Source organism: Thiospirillum jenense, assembly GCF_014145225.1.
GTDB classification, from domain to species: Bacteria; Pseudomonadota; Gammaproteobacteria; order Chromatiales; family Chromatiaceae; genus Thiospirillum; species Thiospirillum jenense.
Map to the genome: position 1 here is coordinate 38,572 of NZ_JABVCQ010000021.1, position 20,750 is coordinate 59,321.

At 50.0% G+C, this 20,750-nt stretch carries 22 protein-coding genes; 11 read left to right on the forward strand and 11 right to left on the reverse strand.

The genetic code is table 11. The features are described 5' to 3' along the window. Nucleotides 1-7 precede the first annotated feature (7 nt). Both rfbB and HUK38_RS10105 read right to left on the reverse strand, forming a co-directional pair. Nucleotides 8-1,120: a dTDP-glucose 4,6-dehydratase gene (rfbB, locus tag HUK38_RS10100; protein ID WP_238787582.1), complete on the reverse strand. Its 1,113-nt coding sequence runs from the start codon at nucleotides 1,118-1,120 to the stop codon at nucleotides 8-10. Continuing rightward, nucleotides 1,117-2,379: a glucose-1-phosphate adenylyltransferase gene (locus HUK38_RS10105; RefSeq protein WP_182584208.1), complete on the reverse strand. Its 1,263-nt coding sequence runs from the start codon at nucleotides 2,377-2,379 to the stop codon at nucleotides 1,117-1,119. The genes rfbB and HUK38_RS10105 overlap by 4 nt, the downstream gene beginning before the upstream one ends. A gap of 190 nt (nucleotides 2,380-2,569) precedes the next feature. On the opposite strand from HUK38_RS10105, the gene gpmI reads away from it, so the two are divergent. From gpmI to cysM, 8 genes are all read left to right on the forward strand, one after another. After that, the gene (gene gpmI, locus HUK38_RS10110) at nucleotides 2,570-4,123 is read left to right on the forward strand and encodes a 2,3-bisphosphoglycerate-independent phosphoglycerate mutase (protein ID WP_182584209.1); all 1,554 of its coding nucleotides are present in this window, start codon (nucleotides 2,570-2,572) and stop codon (nucleotides 4,121-4,123) included. A gap of 22 nt (nucleotides 4,124-4,145) precedes the next feature. Further along, nucleotides 4,146-4,532: a hypothetical protein gene (locus HUK38_RS10115; RefSeq protein ID WP_182584210.1), complete on the forward strand. Its 387-nt coding sequence runs from the start codon at nucleotides 4,146-4,148 to the stop codon at nucleotides 4,530-4,532. A 65-nt stretch (nucleotides 4,533-4,597) separates the two neighbouring features. Next, a complete protein-coding gene (locus HUK38_RS10120) occupies nucleotides 4,598-4,897 on the forward strand; it encodes a nucleotidyltransferase domain-containing protein (protein ID WP_194374866.1) in 300 nt (99 codons plus the stop codon). Then, complete coding sequence (locus HUK38_RS10125; protein ID WP_182584211.1) at nucleotides 4,894-5,379, forward strand: hypothetical protein; 486 nt, start codon at nucleotides 4,894-4,896, stop codon at nucleotides 5,377-5,379. Before HUK38_RS10120 ends, HUK38_RS10125 begins: the two co-directional genes overlap by 4 nt. A 69-nt stretch (nucleotides 5,380-5,448) precedes the next feature. Continuing rightward, nucleotides 5,449-6,288 carry a thymidylate synthase gene (locus HUK38_RS10130; protein WP_182584212.1) on the forward strand — a complete coding sequence of 280 codons (840 nt, stop codon included), beginning with the start codon at nucleotides 5,449-5,451 and terminating at the stop codon, nucleotides 6,286-6,288. An 82-nt stretch (nucleotides 6,289-6,370) separates the two neighbouring features. Then, entirely contained in the window at nucleotides 6,371-7,378 is a 1,008-nt protein-coding gene (sohB, locus tag HUK38_RS10135) for a protease SohB (protein ID WP_182584213.1), read from the forward strand. A gap of 27 nt (nucleotides 7,379-7,405) precedes the next feature. Beyond that, on the forward strand, nucleotides 7,406-8,080 hold the full coding sequence (gene radC, locus HUK38_RS10140; protein ID WP_182584214.1) for a RadC family protein: 675 nt from the start codon (nucleotides 7,406-7,408) through the stop codon (nucleotides 8,078-8,080). Nucleotides 8,081-8,172: 92 nt separating this feature from the next. Further along, nucleotides 8,173-9,060, forward strand: coding sequence for a cysteine synthase CysM (gene cysM, locus HUK38_RS10145; RefSeq protein ID WP_182584215.1), 888 nt, complete (start codon nucleotides 8,173-8,175; stop codon nucleotides 9,058-9,060). A gap of 37 nt (nucleotides 9,061-9,097) precedes the next feature. Here cysM and rpiA read toward each other — a convergent pair whose 3' ends face one another. Further along, a complete protein-coding gene (gene rpiA / locus HUK38_RS10150; RefSeq protein ID WP_182584216.1) occupies nucleotides 9,098-9,754 on the reverse strand; it encodes a ribose-5-phosphate isomerase RpiA in 657 nt (218 codons plus the stop codon). Between the two features lie 25 nt (nucleotides 9,755-9,779). Continuing rightward, complete coding sequence (locus tag HUK38_RS10155) at nucleotides 9,780-10,871, reverse strand: alkene reductase (protein ID WP_182584217.1); 1,092 nt, start codon at nucleotides 10,869-10,871, stop codon at nucleotides 9,780-9,782. 162 nt (nucleotides 10,872-11,033) lie between these two features. On the opposite strand from HUK38_RS10155, the gene HUK38_RS10160 reads away from it, so the two are divergent. Continuing rightward, entirely contained in the window at nucleotides 11,034-11,648 is a 615-nt protein-coding gene (locus HUK38_RS10160) for a histidine phosphatase family protein (protein WP_182584218.1), read from the forward strand. A gap of 60 nt (nucleotides 11,649-11,708) precedes the next feature. On the opposite strand, the gene HUK38_RS10165 is transcribed toward HUK38_RS10160, so the two are convergent. Then, nucleotides 11,709-12,362, reverse strand: coding sequence for a histidinol-phosphatase (locus HUK38_RS10165; RefSeq protein ID WP_182584230.1), 654 nt, complete (start codon nucleotides 12,360-12,362; stop codon nucleotides 11,709-11,711). 168 nt (nucleotides 12,363-12,530) lie between these two features. Here HUK38_RS10165 and HUK38_RS10170 point away from each other — a divergent pair, with 168 nt between their 5' ends. Then, nucleotides 12,531-13,058 carry an RNA pyrophosphohydrolase gene (locus tag HUK38_RS10170; protein ID WP_182584219.1) on the forward strand — a complete coding sequence of 176 codons (528 nt, stop codon included), beginning with the start codon at nucleotides 12,531-12,533 and terminating at the stop codon, nucleotides 13,056-13,058. A 113-nt stretch (nucleotides 13,059-13,171) separates the two neighbouring features. Then, nucleotides 13,172-15,406, forward strand: coding sequence for a phosphoenolpyruvate--protein phosphotransferase (gene ptsP, locus HUK38_RS10175; protein WP_182584220.1), 2,235 nt, complete (start codon nucleotides 13,172-13,174; stop codon nucleotides 15,404-15,406). A 118-nt stretch (nucleotides 15,407-15,524) separates the two neighbouring features. Here the strand turns inward: ptsP and HUK38_RS15400 are convergent, their stop codons facing one another. The 6 genes from HUK38_RS15400 to HUK38_RS10210 all read right to left on the reverse strand — a co-directional run. Further along, nucleotides 15,525-17,090: a flagellin N-terminal helical domain-containing protein gene (locus HUK38_RS15400; RefSeq protein WP_182584221.1), complete on the reverse strand. Its 1,566-nt coding sequence runs from the start codon at nucleotides 17,088-17,090 to the stop codon at nucleotides 15,525-15,527. A 581-nt stretch (nucleotides 17,091-17,671) separates the two neighbouring features. Continuing rightward, complete coding sequence (locus HUK38_RS10190; RefSeq protein ID WP_182584223.1) at nucleotides 17,672-18,058, reverse strand: hypothetical protein; 387 nt, start codon at nucleotides 18,056-18,058, stop codon at nucleotides 17,672-17,674. Then, on the reverse strand, nucleotides 18,058-18,465 hold the full coding sequence (fliS, locus tag HUK38_RS10195; RefSeq protein WP_182584224.1) for a flagellar export chaperone FliS: 408 nt from the start codon (nucleotides 18,463-18,465) through the stop codon (nucleotides 18,058-18,060). Before fliS ends, HUK38_RS10190 begins: the two co-directional genes overlap by 1 nt. Before the next feature lie 29 nt (nucleotides 18,466-18,494). Next, nucleotides 18,495-19,841: a flagellar filament capping protein FliD gene (fliD, locus tag HUK38_RS10200; protein ID WP_182584225.1), complete on the reverse strand. Its 1,347-nt coding sequence runs from the start codon at nucleotides 19,839-19,841 to the stop codon at nucleotides 18,495-18,497. Between the two features lie 75 nt (nucleotides 19,842-19,916). After that, nucleotides 19,917-20,429, reverse strand: a complete 513-nt coding sequence (locus tag HUK38_RS10205; RefSeq protein ID WP_238787583.1) for a flagellar protein FlaG — start codon at nucleotides 20,427-20,429, stop codon at nucleotides 19,917-19,919. A 113-nt stretch (nucleotides 20,430-20,542) separates the two neighbouring features. Further along, nucleotides 20,543-20,750: flagellin (locus HUK38_RS10210; RefSeq protein ID WP_275285017.1), on the reverse strand; the 208-nt coding region annotated here is incomplete at its 5' end.

Below are 20,750 nucleotides of genomic sequence, written 5' to 3' on the forward strand. Positions count from 1 at the left end.
CACCATTTTAATTATTCACACCACCGCCAAGACGCTGTCCTGCATAATTATCTTGCGTTACCTGTTGACACCAAGATTGATTATTTAAATACCATTCAACTGTGCGCCGCAAACCACTGGTGAAGGTTTCTTGTGCTGACCAGCCTAATTCACGCTCTATTTTGCTGGCGTCTATTGCATAGCGGCGGTCATGTCCTGGACGATCCGCAACAAAGGTTTTCAATTGACGGTGCGGACAATGTGGCGAGTGTGGTAATAGCGCATCTAATAGATCGCAGAGTGTATCCACGACCTCTAAATTTGTTTTTTCACTATTACCACCAATTGGGTAAACCGCACCCGCTCGGCCAGCTTCCAATACCCGCACAATACCGCGACAATGATCTTCAACGTATAACCAATCACGGATATTCCCGCCATCACCATAGATCGGCAATGCTTCGCCACGCACGGCTTTAGCAATCATTAACGGAATCAATTTTTCTGGAAATTGATAGGGTCCGTAATTATTAGAACAATTCGTGGTTAATACTGGCAGGCCGTAAGTATGATACCAAGCACGCACTAAATGATCGGCGGCGGCCTTTGATGCTGAATAGGGCGAATTCGGTGCATACGGGGTATTTTCATTAAAATATCCCGTCGCACCGAGTGAACCATACACCTCGTCAGTCGACACTTGTAAAAACCGAAACCGATCACGTTGTTCATTGGCAAGTTGTGACCAATACGCACGCGCACAGTCAAGCAAATTAAAGGTACCGACAATATTGGTCATGACGAAAGCGGCGGGGCCGTCAATAGAACGATCAACATGACTTTCGGCTGCAAAATTGATAATCGTGTCAATGTGATAATCAATTAACAACTGGCTCACTAATTCACGATTGCCAATATCACCGTGAATAAAAACATGACGCGGATGCGTCGTTAAATCAGCCAGCGTTGCTAAATGTCCGGCATAGGTTAATTGGTCTAATGTGATGACTCTTGCTGTACTATTCGTCAATAACCAATGAACAAAGTTGCCACCGATGAAGCCCGCGCCACCGGTGACTAATAGTGTACGGGGCGCGTCATTTAATAATAACGGTGCGGACATGACGCTGGTTTCATTCATTCCGAATAACCCCGCATCCGACAACCCCGCGCATCACGAGCGAAATAACTGACCTGTCCAGAAGGGACGACAGTTACGCCGCCTTCACTGACATGATAATGCTGACTATCAATCGCCCGATCATAACCAATTCTTGCACCAGCGGGGATGTTATTATGCCGATCTACAATGACACGTCGCAATTTTGCACCGCGTGCCACGCGCACATAATCCATAATGATGCACTCGTCTAATTCGACATCTTCTTCAATAACCGTTTCGCGTCTAATAATAGAATCTTTAATTAAACAATTGTCGTGAATGACGGTCGCAGCGCCGAGGAGCGTATTTTGAATGCGCCCACCTAATACACGCGCCACAGGGCCTTGATAATTGCTCGAATAAATCGGCCAATCGGGATTGAACGCATCAAACACCGGCTCGGCACCTAGCACATCTTTATGCGTGTCAAAATACGCATCAATCCCGCCAACATCGCGCCAATACATTCGGGTTTCATAGGGTTTGACACCGGGAATCACATTGGTGGCGAAATCATACGCAAATAATGGTTGATTATTCGCTAATAAACGCGGCAAGATGTGTGCGCCGAAATCGGTTTCACCAGCCTGCTGCCCGTCATGCAATGCTTCTAATAACAGTTTGGTATCAAAAACATAATTGCCCATTGACGCAAAAGCCCTCGTTGGATCATTTGGCAAAGGCGTTGGCCGGGTAGGTTTTTCTTCAAAGGCACGAATACGTCCATCTTTATCCGCAACAATCACCCCAAAACTTTTTGCGTCTTCTAATGGCACTGGTAATGCGGCAATGGTAACACCGGCTTGACGCGCTTTATGAAACTCAACCATTTGGCGAATATCCATACGATAAATATGGTCGGCACCGAATACAACGACTAAATCTGGGGCGTGTTCTTCAATTAAGTTAATATTTTGTTGGACGGCATCCGCTGTGCCTTGAAACCAATTGGCGCCAGTGCGCATTTGCGGCGGCACGACGGTGACAAATTGATCGGGTAGTAATGGAGAAATTGTCCAGGCTTTACGCACATGTTCAATTAAAGATTGTGATTTATACTGCACCAAAAGATAGATGGTGCGGATTTGTGAGTTAATTAGATTGCTTAATACAAAATCAACGATGCGATAGCGTGAGCCGAATGGCACAGATGGTTTAGAACGCGCTGATGTTAAAGGTTGTAACCGTGATCCCTGACCGCCGGCCATGACAAACGCGATAATTCTTTCGGTGGACATTAGACTGCTTCCTGAATAATAACAAACATGTTAATTGAACACGCTGTAAACGACAGCATTCCCGCGGCAATAGTCTAGCCCATTATTGCATGGGCTGCCATAGATAATAGTGATCGCTTTGACGGCGCATGATAACGAAAATAGCGTTACACTACCGACAAATTCAATATCTGTGCGAGAAACTGATTGTATGCAAATGCCTGTTACACCATTGCGCCGAGCGGTGCTGCTCATCATTTTAGATGGGGTTGGGGTCAATCCTGCCAAAGCAAATAATGCGGTTGTTTTAGCATCAACTCCTTGTTTTGACAACTATTTTTCTCACAATCCTCATACGATATTACAGGCATCGGCGCGGGCAGTCGGCCTGCCAGACGGGCAAATGGGCAATTCAGAAGTGGGTCACATGACGCTCGGTTCGGGGTGCGTGGTGCGCCAAGATTTAGTGTTGCTTGATGATGCGGTGGCGGATCGCAGTTTGTTAATAAACCCCGTTTTAGTTGCGGCAGTTGAGCGTGCTGCGAAACAAAAACGCCCGATACATTTAATTGGATTGGTCTCCGATGGTGGGGTGCATAGCCACGTTAATCATTTAATTGCATTAATTCAACTGGCGCAGCAACATCAAATAAAACCGGTTGTGCATGTGATTACTGATGGGCGCGATACGCCACCACGTTCTATTAAAAATTATTTGGGGTCAGTGGAAGCGGCACTCGTCGCTGCGAATGGTGAAATTGCCACCGTTGCTGGGCGTTATTATGCAATGGATCGGGATCAACGTTGGGACCGAACGCAGCTTGCTTTTAATGCACTCGTGCATGGTCAAGGGCGCATTGCAGCCACCGCACAGGCGGCAATTGCTGATGCGTATGCGGCGAATGAAGATGATGAGTTTATCATTCCTACCATTATTAACGGTACCGAGCGCATTGGCAATGATGATACGGTCATCTTTTTTAATTTCCGTAAAGATCGTCCACGTCAAATAGTGCAGGCGTTATTTGATCCGAAGTTCACTGCATTTGAGCGCGGTTCATTCACCACTGCCGCCGTTACCTGCATGATGGAATACGATGCAGAATACGGATTGCCGGTGGCGTATGACCATGAACAACCAACCATTACATTGGGTCAAATATTAAGTGATGCCGGTCTTGCACAATTGCATTGCGCCGAAACAGAAAAGTACGCGCATGTCACCTTTTTCTTTAATGGCGGACGGGCAGAACCCTATCCAGGTGAAGAGCGTATTTTAATTCCATCACCAAAGGTTGCGACCTATGATTTGCAACCAGAAATGAGCGCCCCGGCAATTGCCGATGCAGTGGTTGCCGCAATTGCCAGCGGTAATTATCCATTGATTGTGGTCAATTTTGCGAATGGTGATATGGTCGGTCATACCGCCGTGCGTGAAGCGGTGATTGCGGCGGTTGAAGCATTAGATCGTGAAGTGGGGCGCGTATTAGATCAAGCAGTCAAATCGAATTATTCGGTGATCTTAACTGCCGATCATGGGAATTGTGATGAAATGATTGATCCAATCACCGGCGATCCGCACACGCGCCATACCACTTATCCCGTCCCGTGTTTAGTGATTGATTCAGATCGTTGGGAATTAACAACGGGCGGGAGTATTCAGGATATTGCCCCAACCGTACTCGCATTAATGGGATTGCCGCCATCTGACATCATGCAAGGCAAATCGTTATTATTACCGCCAACAACCCAGTTGTTTAATTAATGAGTGAGTGACTGGTTTTAATATGCCGCAATTACCGACGCGACGCGGAAAAAAAATTGGTTGGCTGGGCGGTTGGTTAGGATCAATTGTCTGGATATGCGCGCTCGCACTCGTTGCGTTTTGGCAAGGCAAGTTCATTGCTGGCTTATTGGGTTTAAGCATATTTATTGTGAGCTTAATTGCCGGTTGGTGGTTCATGCCCTGGCGCCACCCAACGACCCGTTATTGGCGGTTATTATTACCGCTTTATTTATTAGAGATGGTCGCGCTGATTTGGGCAGTTTGGACTAGCGGTGGTTGGCAAGCGAGTGGATTACATTGGTCAATGTTGGCGGTTTTGTTGCCGTTATTATCGCCATTTTTTACACTAGGCTGGCGCTGTTGGACTGATGATGAACGACACTCATAATCCGATTGACTACCGAAAACGCGGTTTAGTTTGATTGTCTGTCAATAACTTATGCTATTCGATCAATGCGTTTAACCAATCAACAACGCCAACAACTCCGTCAAGCGATTCAGCATTGCACAACTGATGTCGCGGCAATACGCTTATTCGGTTCACGTTTAAACGATCAAGCCGTCGGTGGAGATGTTGATTTGTTAGTTGAATTCAATAATCCAGTGCCAACGCCTGCGTTATTAGCCGCCCGTATCGCCACCTGTGCCATGCGAGTTTTGAATGGGCGTAAAGTGGATGTGTTAATTGCTGCGCCGAATTTGCAAATGAGTGCAATTCATCACACTGCATTAAAAGAGGGTCAGTTGTTATGATTGCAGTGCGTACTGTTAATTCAGAACGCTTGCTGTTTTTAATCCGTGTTGTGCGGCGTGAAGTCAACCATCTGAATGCTACCGCCACCCGTTTGTTTGCGCAGCCATTGACATTAGCACAAATAAATAGCTTGGCTCAAAACGAAGAACTAGCTGAAAGAATTGAAGCCTTTGTTGGACGTTTTGGGCGATTGCAAGATACATTAGGCGACAAATTGCTACCTAATGTATTGCATTTTTTAGGTGAAAAAACCAATTCGTTATTGGATAATCTGGATAAAGCAGAACGGTTTGGTTGGTTAGAATCTAGTGATGTATGGATGAGTATTCGCGCCTTGCGCAATTATATGGTTCACGAATATATTGAAGACCCAATGGTGTTATTAGACGCATTAAATCAAGCATACTCACATATTCCGCACCTATTAAAATTAGCAGATGCGTTAATCACACAAATAGAAAGTAGATTCGGTGTGAAATAGACAAAGTATGAGTAGGAAACTAACGTTGAACTTTATCACTTATTTGCTGCACGATTACAATAAAATGCTATGCAAATCTATCTTGATTTAATCCGTGATGTAATAGAAAATGGGGTTGATCGTACCGATCGCACCGGCGTTGGAACACGCTCGGTATTTGGGCGACAAATCCGGTTTGATTTGCGTATTGGCTTTCCATTATTAACCACGAAGCGGATTCATACCAAAAGTCTGGTGGCTGAGTTATTATGGTTTTTATCAGGTTCGACCAACAATTGTGATTTAACCACGCAAGGCGTCACGATTTGGAATGAATGGGCAGCACCTAATGGGCAACTTGGTCCTATTTACGGGCAGCAATGGCGGGCATGGCAATCGCCGAATGAAAAAACGCTTGACCAATTACATCATTTAATTGCCGATATTCGCAAAACACCCGATTCACGACGGTTAGTTGTATCGGCGTGGAATCCGTCTGATTTACCACTGGCATCATTGTCACCGCAAGAGAATGTTGCCGTCGGGCGAATGGCATTGGCGCCCTGTCATTGTTTATTTCAATTCTACGTTCAAGCCGGTTATTTGTCGTGCCAATTATATCAACGCAGTGCCGATTTATTTCTTGGCGTACCATTTAATATTGCCAGTTATGCGCTATTAACGCATTTAGTTGCACAGCAATGCGACTTGCTACCCAATGAACTGATTATCAGTTTTGGTGATCTGCACCTCTATCAAAATCATTTAACTGACACCATCGTATTAGAACAATTACGGCGCTCACCACGCCCGTTGCCGCAATTGATGATTCACCGCCGCCCGCCGACACTATTTGATTATACTCGTGACGACATCGAATGGGTGAATTATAATCCGCATCCGCCGATTAGCGCACCGATTGCGGTATGACTACGCCAATAGATCGCACGGTAAATCTTTTATTCTTGACCATACAATTTCCAACAATTATCTTTATATTCGGAGCCAGCACTTGATTGACGCACTGATTAACTACGGTTTATTTGCCGCGAAATCCATCACCGTTATTATTGCGGTGGCATTATTAGCCATTTTCTTATTACGGATGCGCCAAATGCAGCCGACGCAGGATGACGCTGGGCGACTGGAAATTGCCGACTTGAGTGAGCGTTACCGCGAAATGGCGCTTGGATTAAAACAGAATACTTTGCCGCCAAAAGTATTTAAACAAGCATTGAAAGTGGAACAAAAAGCACAAAAAGAAAAGGATAAAGCGCTTGACCCAGCACACCCACGCCCACGCTTATTTGTCATTGATTTTCATGGCGATCTAATGGCAACAGAAGTCCAAACTTTGCGTGAATTAGTGTCGGTGTTATTATTAGAAGCGCAACCCATTGATGAAGTATTGATTCGATTAGAAAATACCGGCGGGGCGGTGCATGAACATGGTTTAGCGGCATCACAATTATTACGATTGAAAACACGCGGGATTCGTTTAACAGTGGCAGTAGATAAGATCGCGGCCAGTGGTGGTTATTTAATGGCAGTGGTTGCTGATCGTATTCTAGCGGCACCGTTTGCCGTGATTGGTTCAATTGGTGTTGTCGCGCAATTACCGAATTTTCATCGCTGGCTGACTGAACATGGCGTGGACTTTGAATTGCATACGGCGGGCGATTATAAACGGACTTTAACACTCTTTGGTGAGAATACAGATGCGGGACGTGCTAAATTGCAGGCGCAATTAGAAGATGTGCATCATCAATTCAAACAGTTTATTATGACTTACCGTCAACAATTAGATATTAGCCGCGTGGCAACGGGTGAATATTGGCATGGTGAACACGCATTGGCATTGGGTTTAGTGGATGAGATTTGTACCAGTGATGATTACTTACTTGCGGCTTATGAACGTGCCGATTTATTTAAATTGCGCTATGAAGCGAAGAAAAAGCCATTGGATCGTGTCCTTAGTGCATTGCAATTAGCTAAAGCGCAGTTAATGCGGCCGGTATGAAATATTCCGTGTGTTGAGTGAATTAACATGGCAATTACTGATTGGCCAGAAGATGAACGGCCGCGTGAAAAATTGTTAAAACTTGGAGCGACTGCATTAACGGATGCCGAGTTATTAGCAATTTTTTTGCGAACTGGCATTCCGGGTAAAAGTGCTGTTGATTTAGCCCGCGAATTATTAACCGAGTTTAATGGTTTGATTGGTTTATTTTCTGCGAATGAACACGCCTTTTGTCAGGGCAAAGGGCTGGGTGCGGCGAAATACGCGCAATTGCAAGCCGTATTAGAAATGAGTCGCCGTTATTTACGCGAAGAATTAGGCGAGCGCGATGTCTTGACTAATGCGGCTGCCACGCGCCGTTATTTGAAAATGCACTTGCGCGGCTATCCATATGAGGTGTTTGCGTGTTTATTTTTGGACACACGCCACCGCGTCATTGAATACAACGAGTTATTTCGTGGCAGTATTGATGGCGCAAGTGTTCATCCGCGTGAAGTCATTCGTGCGGCCATGCGTTGTAATGCAGCAGCGGTGATTTTTGCACATAATCATCCGTCGGGCGTGGCTGAACCGAGCAATGCGGATGTGCAAATCACGCACCAATTAAAACAGGCATTATCATTAGTCGAAGTACGGGTGTTGGATCATATTATTATTGGTGAAGATGACGGCACTTCGTTGGCAGAATTGGGCTTGATTTAGCGCGTAAATGGCGTATAAAAAATGCCATTGATGAGCAATTCACGGCGTCATAATGACAAATTAATTTAATAAAAAAGGAGCCGCTTGTTCGCATGATTACAGTTGAAACTTGCATTGGAAATACGCCGCTGGTGCAATTAAAACAGGCTACAGCGGTCATTAACAATAACCGCATTTTTATTAAATTGGAAGGACAAAATCCGGCCGGTTCAGTCAAGGATCGGGCAGCAATTAGTATGATTCGCGGGGCGGAGGCGCGGGGTGAGATTCAACCCGGCGCGACGTTAATTGAAGCGACCAGTGGCAATACCGGAATTGCATTGGCAATGGCGGCGGCCATTCGTGGTTATCATTTAATTCTTGTGATGCCCGAACATATGAGTATTGAACGGCGGCAAGTGATGCGGGCTTTTGGGGCGGATATTCGATTAACCCCGCGTGAGGGCGGCATGGAAGCGGCAATTGATTTGGCGGTACAATTAGAAAAAGAGGGAATAGGATTGCGGCTCGATCAATTCTCTAATCCCGATAATCCGAATGCACATTTTAATACCACAGGGCCGGAAATTTGGCAGGCAACGAATGGACAAATCACGCATTTTGTGAGTGCAATGGGAACGACTGGAACAATTATGGGCGTGAGTCGTTATTTAAAACAACGCAATGAAACGGTGCGTATTATTGGGGTGCAACCCGAAGAGGGCGCGAATATCCCCGGTATTCGCACTTGGCCGACAGCCTATTTACCCAAGATTTATGAACCGGCACGGGTGGATCAAATAATCACCGTATCGCAGACGGCCGCTGAGGAAATGACGCGGCAATTGGCAGCGAATGAAGGGATATTTGCGGGTATTTCATCCGGCGGGGCGGTGGCGGTAGCGTTGCAATTAGCGCAGCAATTAAAACAGGCGACCATTGTGGTGATCGCCTGTGATCGCGGGGATCGCTATCTATCTACTGGTATATTTCCCGCGTAATGATTTGCCGTATAAACATTGGCAATGAACGAGTAAATTATGCGGTAATAGTTTCCACGCCGCCTGCCGCGCCAAGTAATAAAACATCCGCCGGCCGTTGAGCAAACAAACCAACTGTGACCACGCCGACAATTTGATTGATTTGCTGTTCTAGTGCGACGGGATCGTGAACGGCTAAACCATGAATATCGAGAATAGGATTGCCATTGTCGCTAATAAAACCTTCACGCCATACCGGCGTCCCGCCCAATTGCACTAATTGACGTGCGACATAACTGCGTGCCATTGGAATCACTTCAACGGGTAATGGAAAACTGCCTAATACTGCGACCCGTTTACTGGCATCGGCAATACACACGAATTTGGCGCTGGCGGCTGCGACGATCTTTTCCCGCGTTAATGCCCCGCCGCCGCCTTTAATTAACTGCAAACGATCATTCGCTTCATCCGCGCCGTCAACATAAACACTTAATTGGCCGACATCATTCAAATCATACACGGTAATGCCGTGTTGGCGCAGGCGGGCGCTGGAAACTTCGGAGCTGGACACCGCGCCATCAATTCGGTGTTTGATGGTCGCCAATCCATCAATAAAATGATTAACGGTGGAGCCGGTGCCGACGCCAATAATGCCGCCTTCAATATAATCTAATGCTGCGAGCGCCGATTGTTTTTTTAATTCATCTTGAGTCATTTTCAATGATTCCTGTATCGTGTTATTAATTGAGTGTGGGGTAATCAGTATAGCCGCGTTCATTGCCGCCGTAAAAGGTGTTTTGATCCGGCGTATTCAACGGTGCATTGCATTGCAACCGCGCAACTAAATCAGGATTGGCAATGAATGGGCGGCCAAATGCAATTAAATCGGCGCTATTGGATGCGCGGGTAGCAATGGCTAATTCGCGGGTGTAGCCGTTGTTGGCAATGTAAGTGCCGGCAAATAATGGTCGTAAGCTTTTGATTTGGAACGGATGTCCGGTGTCACGCGCCCCGCCGGTGATGCCCTCGATGATGTGTAAATAGCCGATGCCGCGCTCGGATAACATGCGCACAACGTGGGTGAATAACGTTGCGGGATCGCTGTCGTCAATGTCGTTAAATGGCGACAGTGGCGATAACCGCACACCAACCTGTGTTTTTGGCCACTCCGCAGTTACCGCGTCGGTCACTTCCAGCAATAATCGTGTCCGATTCGCAACACTACCGCCATACGCATCAGTGCGCTGATTGGTTTTGTCGCGCAAGAATTGGTCAAGCAAATAGCCATTTGCGGCGTGAATTTCCACCGCATCAAACCCGGCGGCGCGGGCGTTACGCGCTGCCTGTTGGTAATCTGCGACAATTGCAGGGATGTCGTGTAATTCCAACGCTCGCGGCATGACCAATTCCACCATGCCGCGTCCGGTGAACACCTGACCTTTGGGCGTGATGGCGGACGGCGCGACCGGCAGCGCCCCGTCCGCTTGCAAATCTGGGTGCGAAATGCGCCCAACGTGCCACAATTGGATGGCAATTTTGCCGCCAAGTGCGTGTACCGCGTCGGTGATGTCGCGCCAGGCGGCGATTTGCGCGGCGTTATAAATACCCGGCGTTTGGATATAGCCTTTGCCTTGTGGTGAAATTTGCGCGGCTTCAGTAATGATTAACCCGGCACTGGCGCGTTGACTATAATAGGTTTTCATTAATGATGTCGGCACATCACCGGCGCCGGCGCGGCTGCGCGTTAATGGTGCCATGACAATCCGATTGGCGAGGGTTAATGCGCCAAGTTGATAAGGTTGGAATAAGTCGCTGTGGTCATTTGAGTTCATGTGCGTTAATGCAGTTGCTGTGGTATGACAAGTAAGTAGAATAACAAATACCGGACGGGTTGTCATCTGTATAATTGGACGCTAGTGCAGTTTTATTGCGCGCTGTTGATTAAAAACTATTTAACTAAATTGCCTCATGGGTTTAACAGAATAGGATAAAAAATGCCAGAAACGTATATTGATATTATTCGTCATGGTGAACCGCGTGGCGGTAAGATGATTCGCGGGCGAGATGCCGATCATTCATTGAGTGAATTGGGTTGGCAGCAAATGTGGGCGGCGGTGGGTGAATATGCGCCCTGGCAGCAAATTATTTCATCACCATTGGCGCGCTGCCGTGAGTTTGCGTGTGCATTAGCGGCGCATCATCAATTACCGTTGGCAATTGAACCGCAATTACACGAAATTGGGATGGGTAGTTGGGAGGGGCGGCAGCATCGTGAAATTGCGGTGACGGAGCCGGCGGCGTTCATTGCATTTTATCGTGATCCGGTGAATTATCGCCCGCCGGGTGGTGAATCATTAGCGGCATTATCGCAGCGGGTGAGTGGTGTTTATGATCGGTTAATTCAATTATACCCGGGCAAGCATCTATTAATTGTTGCGCACGCGGTGGTGAGCCGCGCTCTTATTGGGCATGTATTAAATGCTGATGCGGCGCGCTGGTATCGCATCCAAATTGATTTTGCCGGGGTGTGCCGTATTCGACATGATCGTTTTGGCCCCGGGATTCAATGTGTGAATGCGGAGCGGTTGCGGGTGATTCCAGCGGAATAGGCTGTTGGTTTTTAGAACAAACTTGACCAATTGACAGTATCAGTTCACTATTCACTTTTATCATCGCAATGCCAACACTGGCCAGCCGCGTTCTTGAGCAATCGCAGTTAATTGTGCATCGGGATTAACAGCGACTGGGTAATCAACAATAGAAAGCAGCGGCAGATCGTTAATTGAATCGCTATAAAAAGTGCTATGCTGCAAACTCAACGAACGCTCGGCCAACCATTGATTTAACCGCGTTATTTTGCCGTCTTGAAAGGCCGGTTCGCCGCTGACCGCACCGGTGTAATGATTGTCAATAAACTCAGGTTCGGTGGCGATTAAATGTGGAATGCCAAAGCACGCGGCAATGGGTGCGGTGACAAATGAATTGGTGGCAGTGATAATTAATAAGGTGTCGCCGGCAGCGCGGTGTTGTTCAACTAATGCACAAGCGGGCGGTAAGATAATGGGTTCAATACAATCGCGGATGAATTCTGCCCGCCAGTGTAATAGATCGTCTAAATGATTGTCGCGCAGCGGTTGAAGTGCAAAGTGCAAAAATGCGCTAATATCTAAACAACCGGCATGATAATCGTGATAAAACTGCGTGTTGGTTTCTTCAAACGTGGTGGCGTCTACGACGCCCCGTTGACATAAATAACGCATCCATAAATAATCCGAATCGCCGGCCAATAGGGTATTATCAAGATCAAACATTGCTAATCGCACGTTCACTTTTACTCCTGTGTTATCACGCATGTTGCAATGCGCACCTTAAAACATTTGCCATGCCCCGGCTACCATCAAGCGGCAGCATCTACCAATGCAATAGATTTGCCGTTAATGCGGGGAATGTGAAAAAATGCCAATGTCACCATAAACGTAAGGTATGGCAGCTTGATTGACCGCGACGGCTTTAGACCTAATGTCGGCATTATCCTTAGCAATGGGGAGCGGCGGCTATTTTGGGGGCGGCGCGTTGGTCAGAATGCGTGGCAATTCCCGCAAGGTGGCATCAATCCCGACGAAACACCGCTGCAGGCCATGTACCGCGAATTGGAAGAAGAGGTTGGCTTGTGTTCCGAACAGGTCACGGTGCTGGGTTACACTCGCCGCTGGTTGCGTTATCGCCTCCCCAAACGCTTTATTCGCCGTCATTGCGGGCCAATTTGTATTGGTCAAAAGCAAATCTGGTATTTGTTGCGGGTGGATTGTGGCGAGGAGGAATTCTGCTTAAACCGCTGCGATAAACCCGAATTCGATGCGTGGCGCTGGGTGCGTTATTGGTATCCGCTGCGCGAGGTGGTGTATTTCAAGCGCCAAGTCTATGAACAGGCGTTGATTGAATTGCAGCCGCTGTTGTATCCCGAACGCTGCGCGGTGGTCGCAGATGACATCCAGCAATACCCCATTATTTCTCTGTGAACATGCGTCATCATTCCCGCGTTGCCCAACTATCCCGCCGCCAATCTCCGCTGGCAATCATGCCGCCGTTGATTGTTCATTCTGCCACCCGCCACCAGTGGTCTTGATGCGCCATGCTTGAGTCGCTGCGCCGCATTGTCCAAGAAGTCAACCGCGCTCTGTCACTGGAAGACGCGCTCAAAGTCATCGTCACCCGCGTCAAAGAAGCCGTCAGCGCGGATGTCTGCTCGGTGTATTTGACCGACACTGACCGCCGCGAACATATTTTATTTGCCACCGACGGTCTGCGCCCCGAGGCCGTGGGGCAGGTGCGCATTCCACTCAATCGCGGGCTGGTCGGCTGGGTGGCGGAAAAAGCCGATTTGGTGAGTTTGAGCGACGCCTCGCAACATTCCCGGTATCTATTCGTCACCGAAACGGGCGAAAACCGTTATCGCGGGTTTTTGGGCGTCCCGATCATTCAAAACCGCCGCGTATTGGGCGTACTCGTCCTGCGCCAGCGCGATGCCCGCTGTTTTGCCGATGATGAAGTCACCTTCGTGGTCACGCTCGCGGCGCAGTTGGCGAATGCGATTGAACTGGGGCGGATGCACCAGCAGGACAGTTTGCCCAACCGCTTTTTATCCGGCATGGCCGCGTCACCGGGCATCGGTTTTGGCACGGTGGTGGTGGTGTATCCACCCGCCAATCTCGACGCGGTGCCGAATAAACCCATCACCGATCCCGAGGCCGAGGCCGCCGTGTTTCGTGCCGCATTAGCCGACGTTGCCGCCGCGATCACGCGCATTGGCGACCGGTTTAGCCAAGAAAGTGACCGGGCGTTATTTGATGCGTGGCGCTTGATGTTAGAAAGTGACACGCTGGTGGACGGGGCGCTGGCGCATATTTACGCCGGCAATTGGGCGCAGGCGGCGTTGCGTGACACGATTTTGGAACACACCGCCGTGTTTGACCAAATGGATGATCCGTACTTGCGCGAGCGGGCGGCGGATGTGCGCGATCTGGGGCGGTGGATTTTGTCGCGGCTGCAAAATCAAGCCGCGCTGGTGGTGGATTATCCGCCCAGCACGGTGCTGGTGGGCGAAGAAATCAACGTGATGCAGTTGAGCGAAGTGCCGCGTGAGTCACTGTGCGGCATCGTCAGCACCGGCGGTTCGACCTCATCGCACATCGCCATTTTGGCACGCGGCATGGGCATTCCGGCGGCGATGGGCGTCAACGAGTTGCCAGTCAGCCGTCTCAACGGGCTGGACATCATTGTTGATGGGTATCGTGGGCGGGTGTACATCGAACCGACCGCGAGTGTGCGTGACGAGTACACCCGTTTAGCCAGTGAGGAGCAGGAATTCACGGCGGGATTGGACACGCTGCGCGGTCTGCCGTCACAAAGTACCGACGGCTATCACTTGCCGCTGTATCTCAACACCGGGTTGGTGTCAGAACAGCGCCCGGCCGGCAGTGATGAGGCGGCTGGGGTTGGGTTGTACCGCACCGAGTTGCCGTTTTTGGTGCGCGACCGTTTCCCCGGCGAATCAGCGCAGCGCAGCAATTACCGTTTGATTTTGCAAACCTTTGCGCCGCGGCCGGTGACGATTCGTACGCTCGACATCGGTGGCGATAAACCGCTGCCGTATTTTCCGGTTGAGGAATCCAATCCGTTTTTGGGCTGGCGCGGGATTCGGATCGTGTTGGATCACCCGCAGATTTTTATGACGCAAATCCGCGCCATGCTCACCGCCGCCGTTGGATTGAATAATCTGCACATCTTGCTGCCAATGATTACGAATGTCAGCGAATTGGACGATGCGTTGCGGTTAATTCATCGGGCGTATGACGAGCTGACTGACGAGGGGCAGGTGGTGCAACTGCCGCCGATTGGCGCGATGATCGAGGTGCCGGCGGCGGTGTATCAGGCGGAAGCCATTGCCAAGCGGGTGAATTTTCTCTCGGTCGGGACGAATGATTTGACGCAATACCTGCTGGCGGTGGATCGCAATAATCCGCACGTTGCCCGCCTGTACGATGATTTGCACCCGGCGGTGTTGAAGGCGTTGATTGCCACTGTGGACGGGGCACGGGTGCATGGGCGCCCAGTCAGCGTTTGCGGCGAAATGGCGGGTGATCCGCTCGGGGCGGTGTTGCTACTCGGGATCGGCGTGGATAGTTTGAGCATGAGCGCGGCGAGTTTGTTGCGCGTCAAGGGCGTGATTCGCAGTTTGAGTCGGGCGCGGGCGCGGGAATTACTCAGCGACGCGCTGGCGTGTGACACGGGCGCGGCGGTGCGGCAGTTGCTGCGGGCGGCGCTGGATGATTTGGGATTGGGGGCGTTGATTCGGCCGGGGCGGTAGGCTTGAGTCGGCGAGCATGACACACAAAAAAAACGGCCACTTGCGCAGCCGTTTAATTCAATCATTCCCATCACCCGATCCCCGCCCAACTGAGAGGGGATCACACCAATCAACCCGACTATTGCAGCAGTTTCAACGTGTTCTGCGGCGTTTGATTGGCTTGCGACAAGACCGACACGCCCGCTTGTTGCAAGATTTGGCTGCGGGTGAGTTCCGCAGTTTCGACGGCGAAGTCGGCATCTTGAATGCGGCTGCGCGCAGCGGTCAGGTTTTCAGAGGTACTCATCAGGTTTTTGACGGTGCTGTCAAAGCGGGATTGGATTGCACCGAGTAACGAGCGTTGGGCGCTGACAATGGCAATGCCGGCGTCAACGGTTTTGAGCGCTTGGGTGGCAGTTTCAAAACTGGTGACGTCTAATTCCGCCATCACGTTCATCACCGCCGCTTCATCTGCCGGAATCATGCCCGCACCAGCCAAATCAGATGTGACCATAAACCCATGCGTCGAATCAAACTGGAGATACCCGGTGATGGTTAAACCATTGTTGGCGGCTGCAAGTGTCACTGCTGCTGCACCAACTGCGGTCAACTCCGCTGATTGGTTACGGTGCATCTTTTGCACAGAAACCGTACCCGTACCCGTTGGCGGCAAATTCATCGCTTCAATCATGATGTCGTTGCCAGTCGCATTGGTCAGTAAAATCTTATCCGCACCGGTGGTCGGATCCTGTCCAATTTCTGCCGTAATACCCGTTTTAGCGGAAATATCGTTGATCGCCGTGACTGCTGCCGCCAAAGAATCAGCGGTGGTCGGTGGATCACCAATTGTAAAATTCACCGTCAAGGGTTCGGCTGTCGGTGGGTCTGCCGTATAAGTGATGTTTTCGGAGGTCAAGTTGAGTGAATAACTGCCAGTTTCGCTGAATTCCATTAACATTTCAGTGCGGGCGTTGGCGGTCACTCCCGTTTCATTGGTGCGAGCGTTAATTTTAGTGGCAACATCACGCGCCGTGTCCGCCGGTGGGCCGGCATCAATTGCAATCGCCGTTGACGTATCACCAACATTGCCAAGATAACCACGAATAGTCACATTTTCGGCACCAACACCATTTACACCCCATGCTGGCGGCGCGGCAGCAAATGCCTCCATACCACCCGCCGTCACCAAATTATTGCCATATTTATTCGTGCGCAGATTCGTATTATTAACTGAAATGGTTTGATACGAATTGGCTCCAATTTGGAACTTCGCCGAACCGAACGTGCCATCAAACAGCTTTTTGCCATTGAACTCGCTATCAACCGCAATGCGATCCAATTCCAAATTCAATTGATTGACTTCATCTTGCAACGCCTGGCGATCAGAAAACGAATTAGTCGCATTCGCCGCTTGCACTGCTAACTCACGCATCCGTTGCAAAATATCGCCAGCCGATGCCAGCACCGCTTCCGCCGTTTGCGCCAGTGAGATACCGTCATTGGCATTGCGCGTTGCTTGATTCAAGCCGCGAATTTGCGACGTGAAGCGCTCTGAAATTCCCAGACCAGCCGCATCATCTTTGGCACTGTTAATGCGCAAACCAGTGGATAAGCGCTCCAAAGTTCTGCTCAAACTCGCCTGTGATTTGGTCAGATTGCGTTGCGCATTGAGGGACGGAACATTTGTATTGATGACTTGTGCCATGAGGATTCTCCTACTTTACCTTTCTAAAATAGCCAGTGCTGGACTTGCATCCATGCACGTCGGAAGTGAGACGGGGTTGTGGCCAACAGCGTTGCGGGAGCGCAACCGTGCTAACCGGTGGATTTGTCAAAAAATTGACAGGAACAAATACACGCCCAGAGTGCCAAACGGCGGGGCTAAAAAATGCAATAGTTGGAAATGACAACCGATAACAACGGCGCGGTCCTTGATTCGCTACCTCACGCCGCGCAGGTGAGAGCGGTAAATGATGACGATCCGCGCATAAATGGCGGGCTACGGTGGCTAAACAGCGACCGGAGCGATTCAGGGTGTGTAAGACAGATTTCATCGCGGGCGGTTCCTCGTGAGCGGGCGATACGCTGACTTATAAGCGAGAACCGTGCCATAACTTTTTTACTTGATAAAACAAAGCGTTGTGCGCTGGATGCACGGCGTACTGGTGAGAATGCCAAATTCTTGGCAAACGCCAACGCCGCTGGGTGGCAATACACCCCCGGCGGGTTGTCAAAAAATCGGCGGGATTAAAGTTGGAAAATGCCGTTAGACGGCAAACCGTGACGCTAGGATGTCCAAGAATCGTGTAACACGTCGAGGTAAGCGTCAGTCGCTTGACGGTTGGTGCGCAACTGGTGCAACGCATCAGCAAGTTGCTGGCGCTGGGCTTGCGCAATGACAAGCGTTTTTTGGTGAGTGTTTAACAACTGTTGCAACGCCGTCGTTAGCCGCGCTCGCGTAGGCTCATCCGTCACAGCAGCAGCCAGCGTTTGCGGGGTAATCAAAACGGCGATTTGACTGCTTAACTGGTCAAGTAGCGTCCACTGCGGCGATGTGGAATCGGCAGCGACCGCCTGTTCCAACGCCACCGTCAGCGCCGTGATGCGTTCCAGCAACGGCGCCGCGGGGTTGTTGATGGCTGACAAAGCAAGCAAGGGCGGTGACTCAGCCATTAGCGGACGGGCAACTGCGGATTTTGTTCTTCGGGTGGAATCGCATCCCAACCCGCTTTAATCTCACGCAACAGCCGCGTCACCTCGTCCAGCGCCTCGATCTCGTTGTGCAAATTAGCTTGCAACAGACGGAATGCCATGTACTCATACAGTGCATCCAACTGTCCGGACAACTCGCCGCCGATGTCGTGATCGAGGGCTGCTCGCAAACTTTCGACAATATCAATCGCCTTGCCGATCTGTTCACCTTTTTTAGCGATATTCCCCGCCTGCATCGCGCCCCGCGCAACGGCAATGCGTTCCAATGCACCTTCGTACAACATCTGAATCAGGCGATACGGGCTGGCAACGGCGACTTCGGACAAGATGCCCTGTTGACGATATTGCTCAATGTTCTTGTTAATCATGGACTTATATGCGAGCAGTGAGTTTCAGCTTATTTATTGCTGGTCGAGATATTAGCCATACTGGCCAATTGCGTGGATAAATAACTACTCAGGCTATTGAGTGACGCCACCCGTGTATCCATCGTGTTGAATTGCTTTGACAAGCGCGCTTCATAGGCTTCCATGCGGGCGTCAAGCCGGGTACGCTGCTGTTCAATCATTTCCAAACTGGTTTGTAACCCATCCGTAGAAAACTTGATGCGGCCTGTCGTGCTATTGGTGAAGCTCGTCACCCTCGCGGACATGTTATCGGCAATATCTTTCAGAGCGGTGGCAATGTCTTCACTGCCATACGCATCCATTGCCGTGTTGTATTTGCCAGCGTCAAGGCTCAACGTGCCATCACGACCAGAGATCACACCCAAGTTAGCCAGCGCCAACTGCGTCCCGTCTTCCATCCTGCTACGATACACCAACCCATTACTCAGACTACTCCGAACGCTGCGCGCCAGGCTGTCACCGGTCAAGGTTGCCGCCTGTTTGTTGGTGGTATCGTATTTAGTCAGGCTATTGGATTGCTCGATAAATGAATTGTAACTGGCGACAAAGCCTTCGAGTAACGATTTGAGTGTCGTGGTGTTTTTAGATACACCCACCGTGAACGCCTCGGTCGTCGTTTCCTTGAGCGTCAAGGTCAAGCCTTCGACGGCATCGTCCAGCACATTTGAATCGCTGGTCACAATCAAGCCGTTGATTTCCGCCTCAGCATCCAGCGCCGCCCGAGTTTCCGTCATATTGACACTGGCAAGTTTCGTATCCAGTGTGCCGTCAACCGTCGCGGTGATCGTGTTCGCCGCGCCAGTTTCGCTCGACGACAGTACCAACCGCGCCCCGCTGGCATCGTTGACAATCGCCGCCGAAATGCCCGCGCCCGACTCGTTAATCATGTCGCGCACATCGGTTAACTTGTCATCAGCCTCAATGGTGATCGCCTTTTGCGCACCGGTGCCAACTTGTAACGTGAGTGTCCCGGCGCCAACCAAATCGGTAGAACTGGTAAAGGCCGTGGTCGCCAGTGATTGCGATTGCGCTAGTTTGTTGATTTTAATAGAATAATTGCCCACCGCGGCCGTGTTGTCACTGGTGGCGCTCAGGGCGCTGGATTTGCCCACCGTGATTTGCTGCGACGGGGTGTAATTTTTGAGTGCCGTCAGCGGTGACTCCAGACCGCTAAGGGCGCCTTTCAATGCGCCATAAGCCGAAATCTTAGATTGGAGTGTGGCTTCTTTACGGTTAAGGATGTTGTCTTTGGTGGACCGCTCGGCAGAGACTAACCCACTGACGATGCCAGAAATGTCCAGCCCAGACCCTAAACCTGTTGCTTGAATACCGGCCATGATGCTTACCTACCTGTCCGTCTGTTACGAACGTTGTGTTTGATGACCCTAGTACCAGTCAGTTTAGACGCACTTTCATGCTTTGTCAGTGAGTCCAGTCGTTTGAATGCCGTTGCCGTCCAAAAAATGTTCAACCAGTCTCAACGTCTCATCCGGCGGGATTTGCCGGATCAATTCCTCGTGTTCAGCATCCCAGACTTTAATGATCGGCCGTCCGGTGTCCTGATCCACGCTGAACTCTAGGTTACGTTTCAGTGATTGCAAAAAAGAGTTAATAGATTCAACCACCTTTTCCATCATTTCGGGATTACCAGTGTCAAACCATTGCCCAGATTCCGTTGCCGTCGAGGATGATTTGGCGTCCGGCGTAGTTGACAACGTGGCGGGCGGTGATTGTTTAGTTGCAAGTGGTGGAGGCGGCGGGAGTGACTCGGTGCGCATGGTGCCGGGCACGGGCGTTGTTGTGTCACGACTGGCAACTGATGACGTGGATGCGGAAACCTGACTATTTAGGTCAGGAGGGCGCAGTACATTGCCCTCAACCCGCGCTGGTGCGTGCAGTGGCACAGCGGCGCTAGTGTTAATCATAAGTGCGTTGTCGTTCATGGCGTAACCCTCGTGCCAGACAGATGGGGCGGATACCCACTTAGAATACCCGCCCCCAGCGTTCCAGACGATTATTTCTCCGCTGGTTAGACTAATTAGCGAAGCAATGACAACGTGTTTTGCGGTCCTTGATTCGCTTGCGACAAGATCGAGATGCCCGCTTGTTGCAAGATTTGGAACTTGGTCATTTGGGCGGTTTCAGAGGCAAAATCAGCGTCACGGATTTGACTACGCGAAGCACTCAGGTTTTCAGACGAGGTCATCAAATTGCTGATGGTGTGTTCAAAGCGCGATTGAATTGCG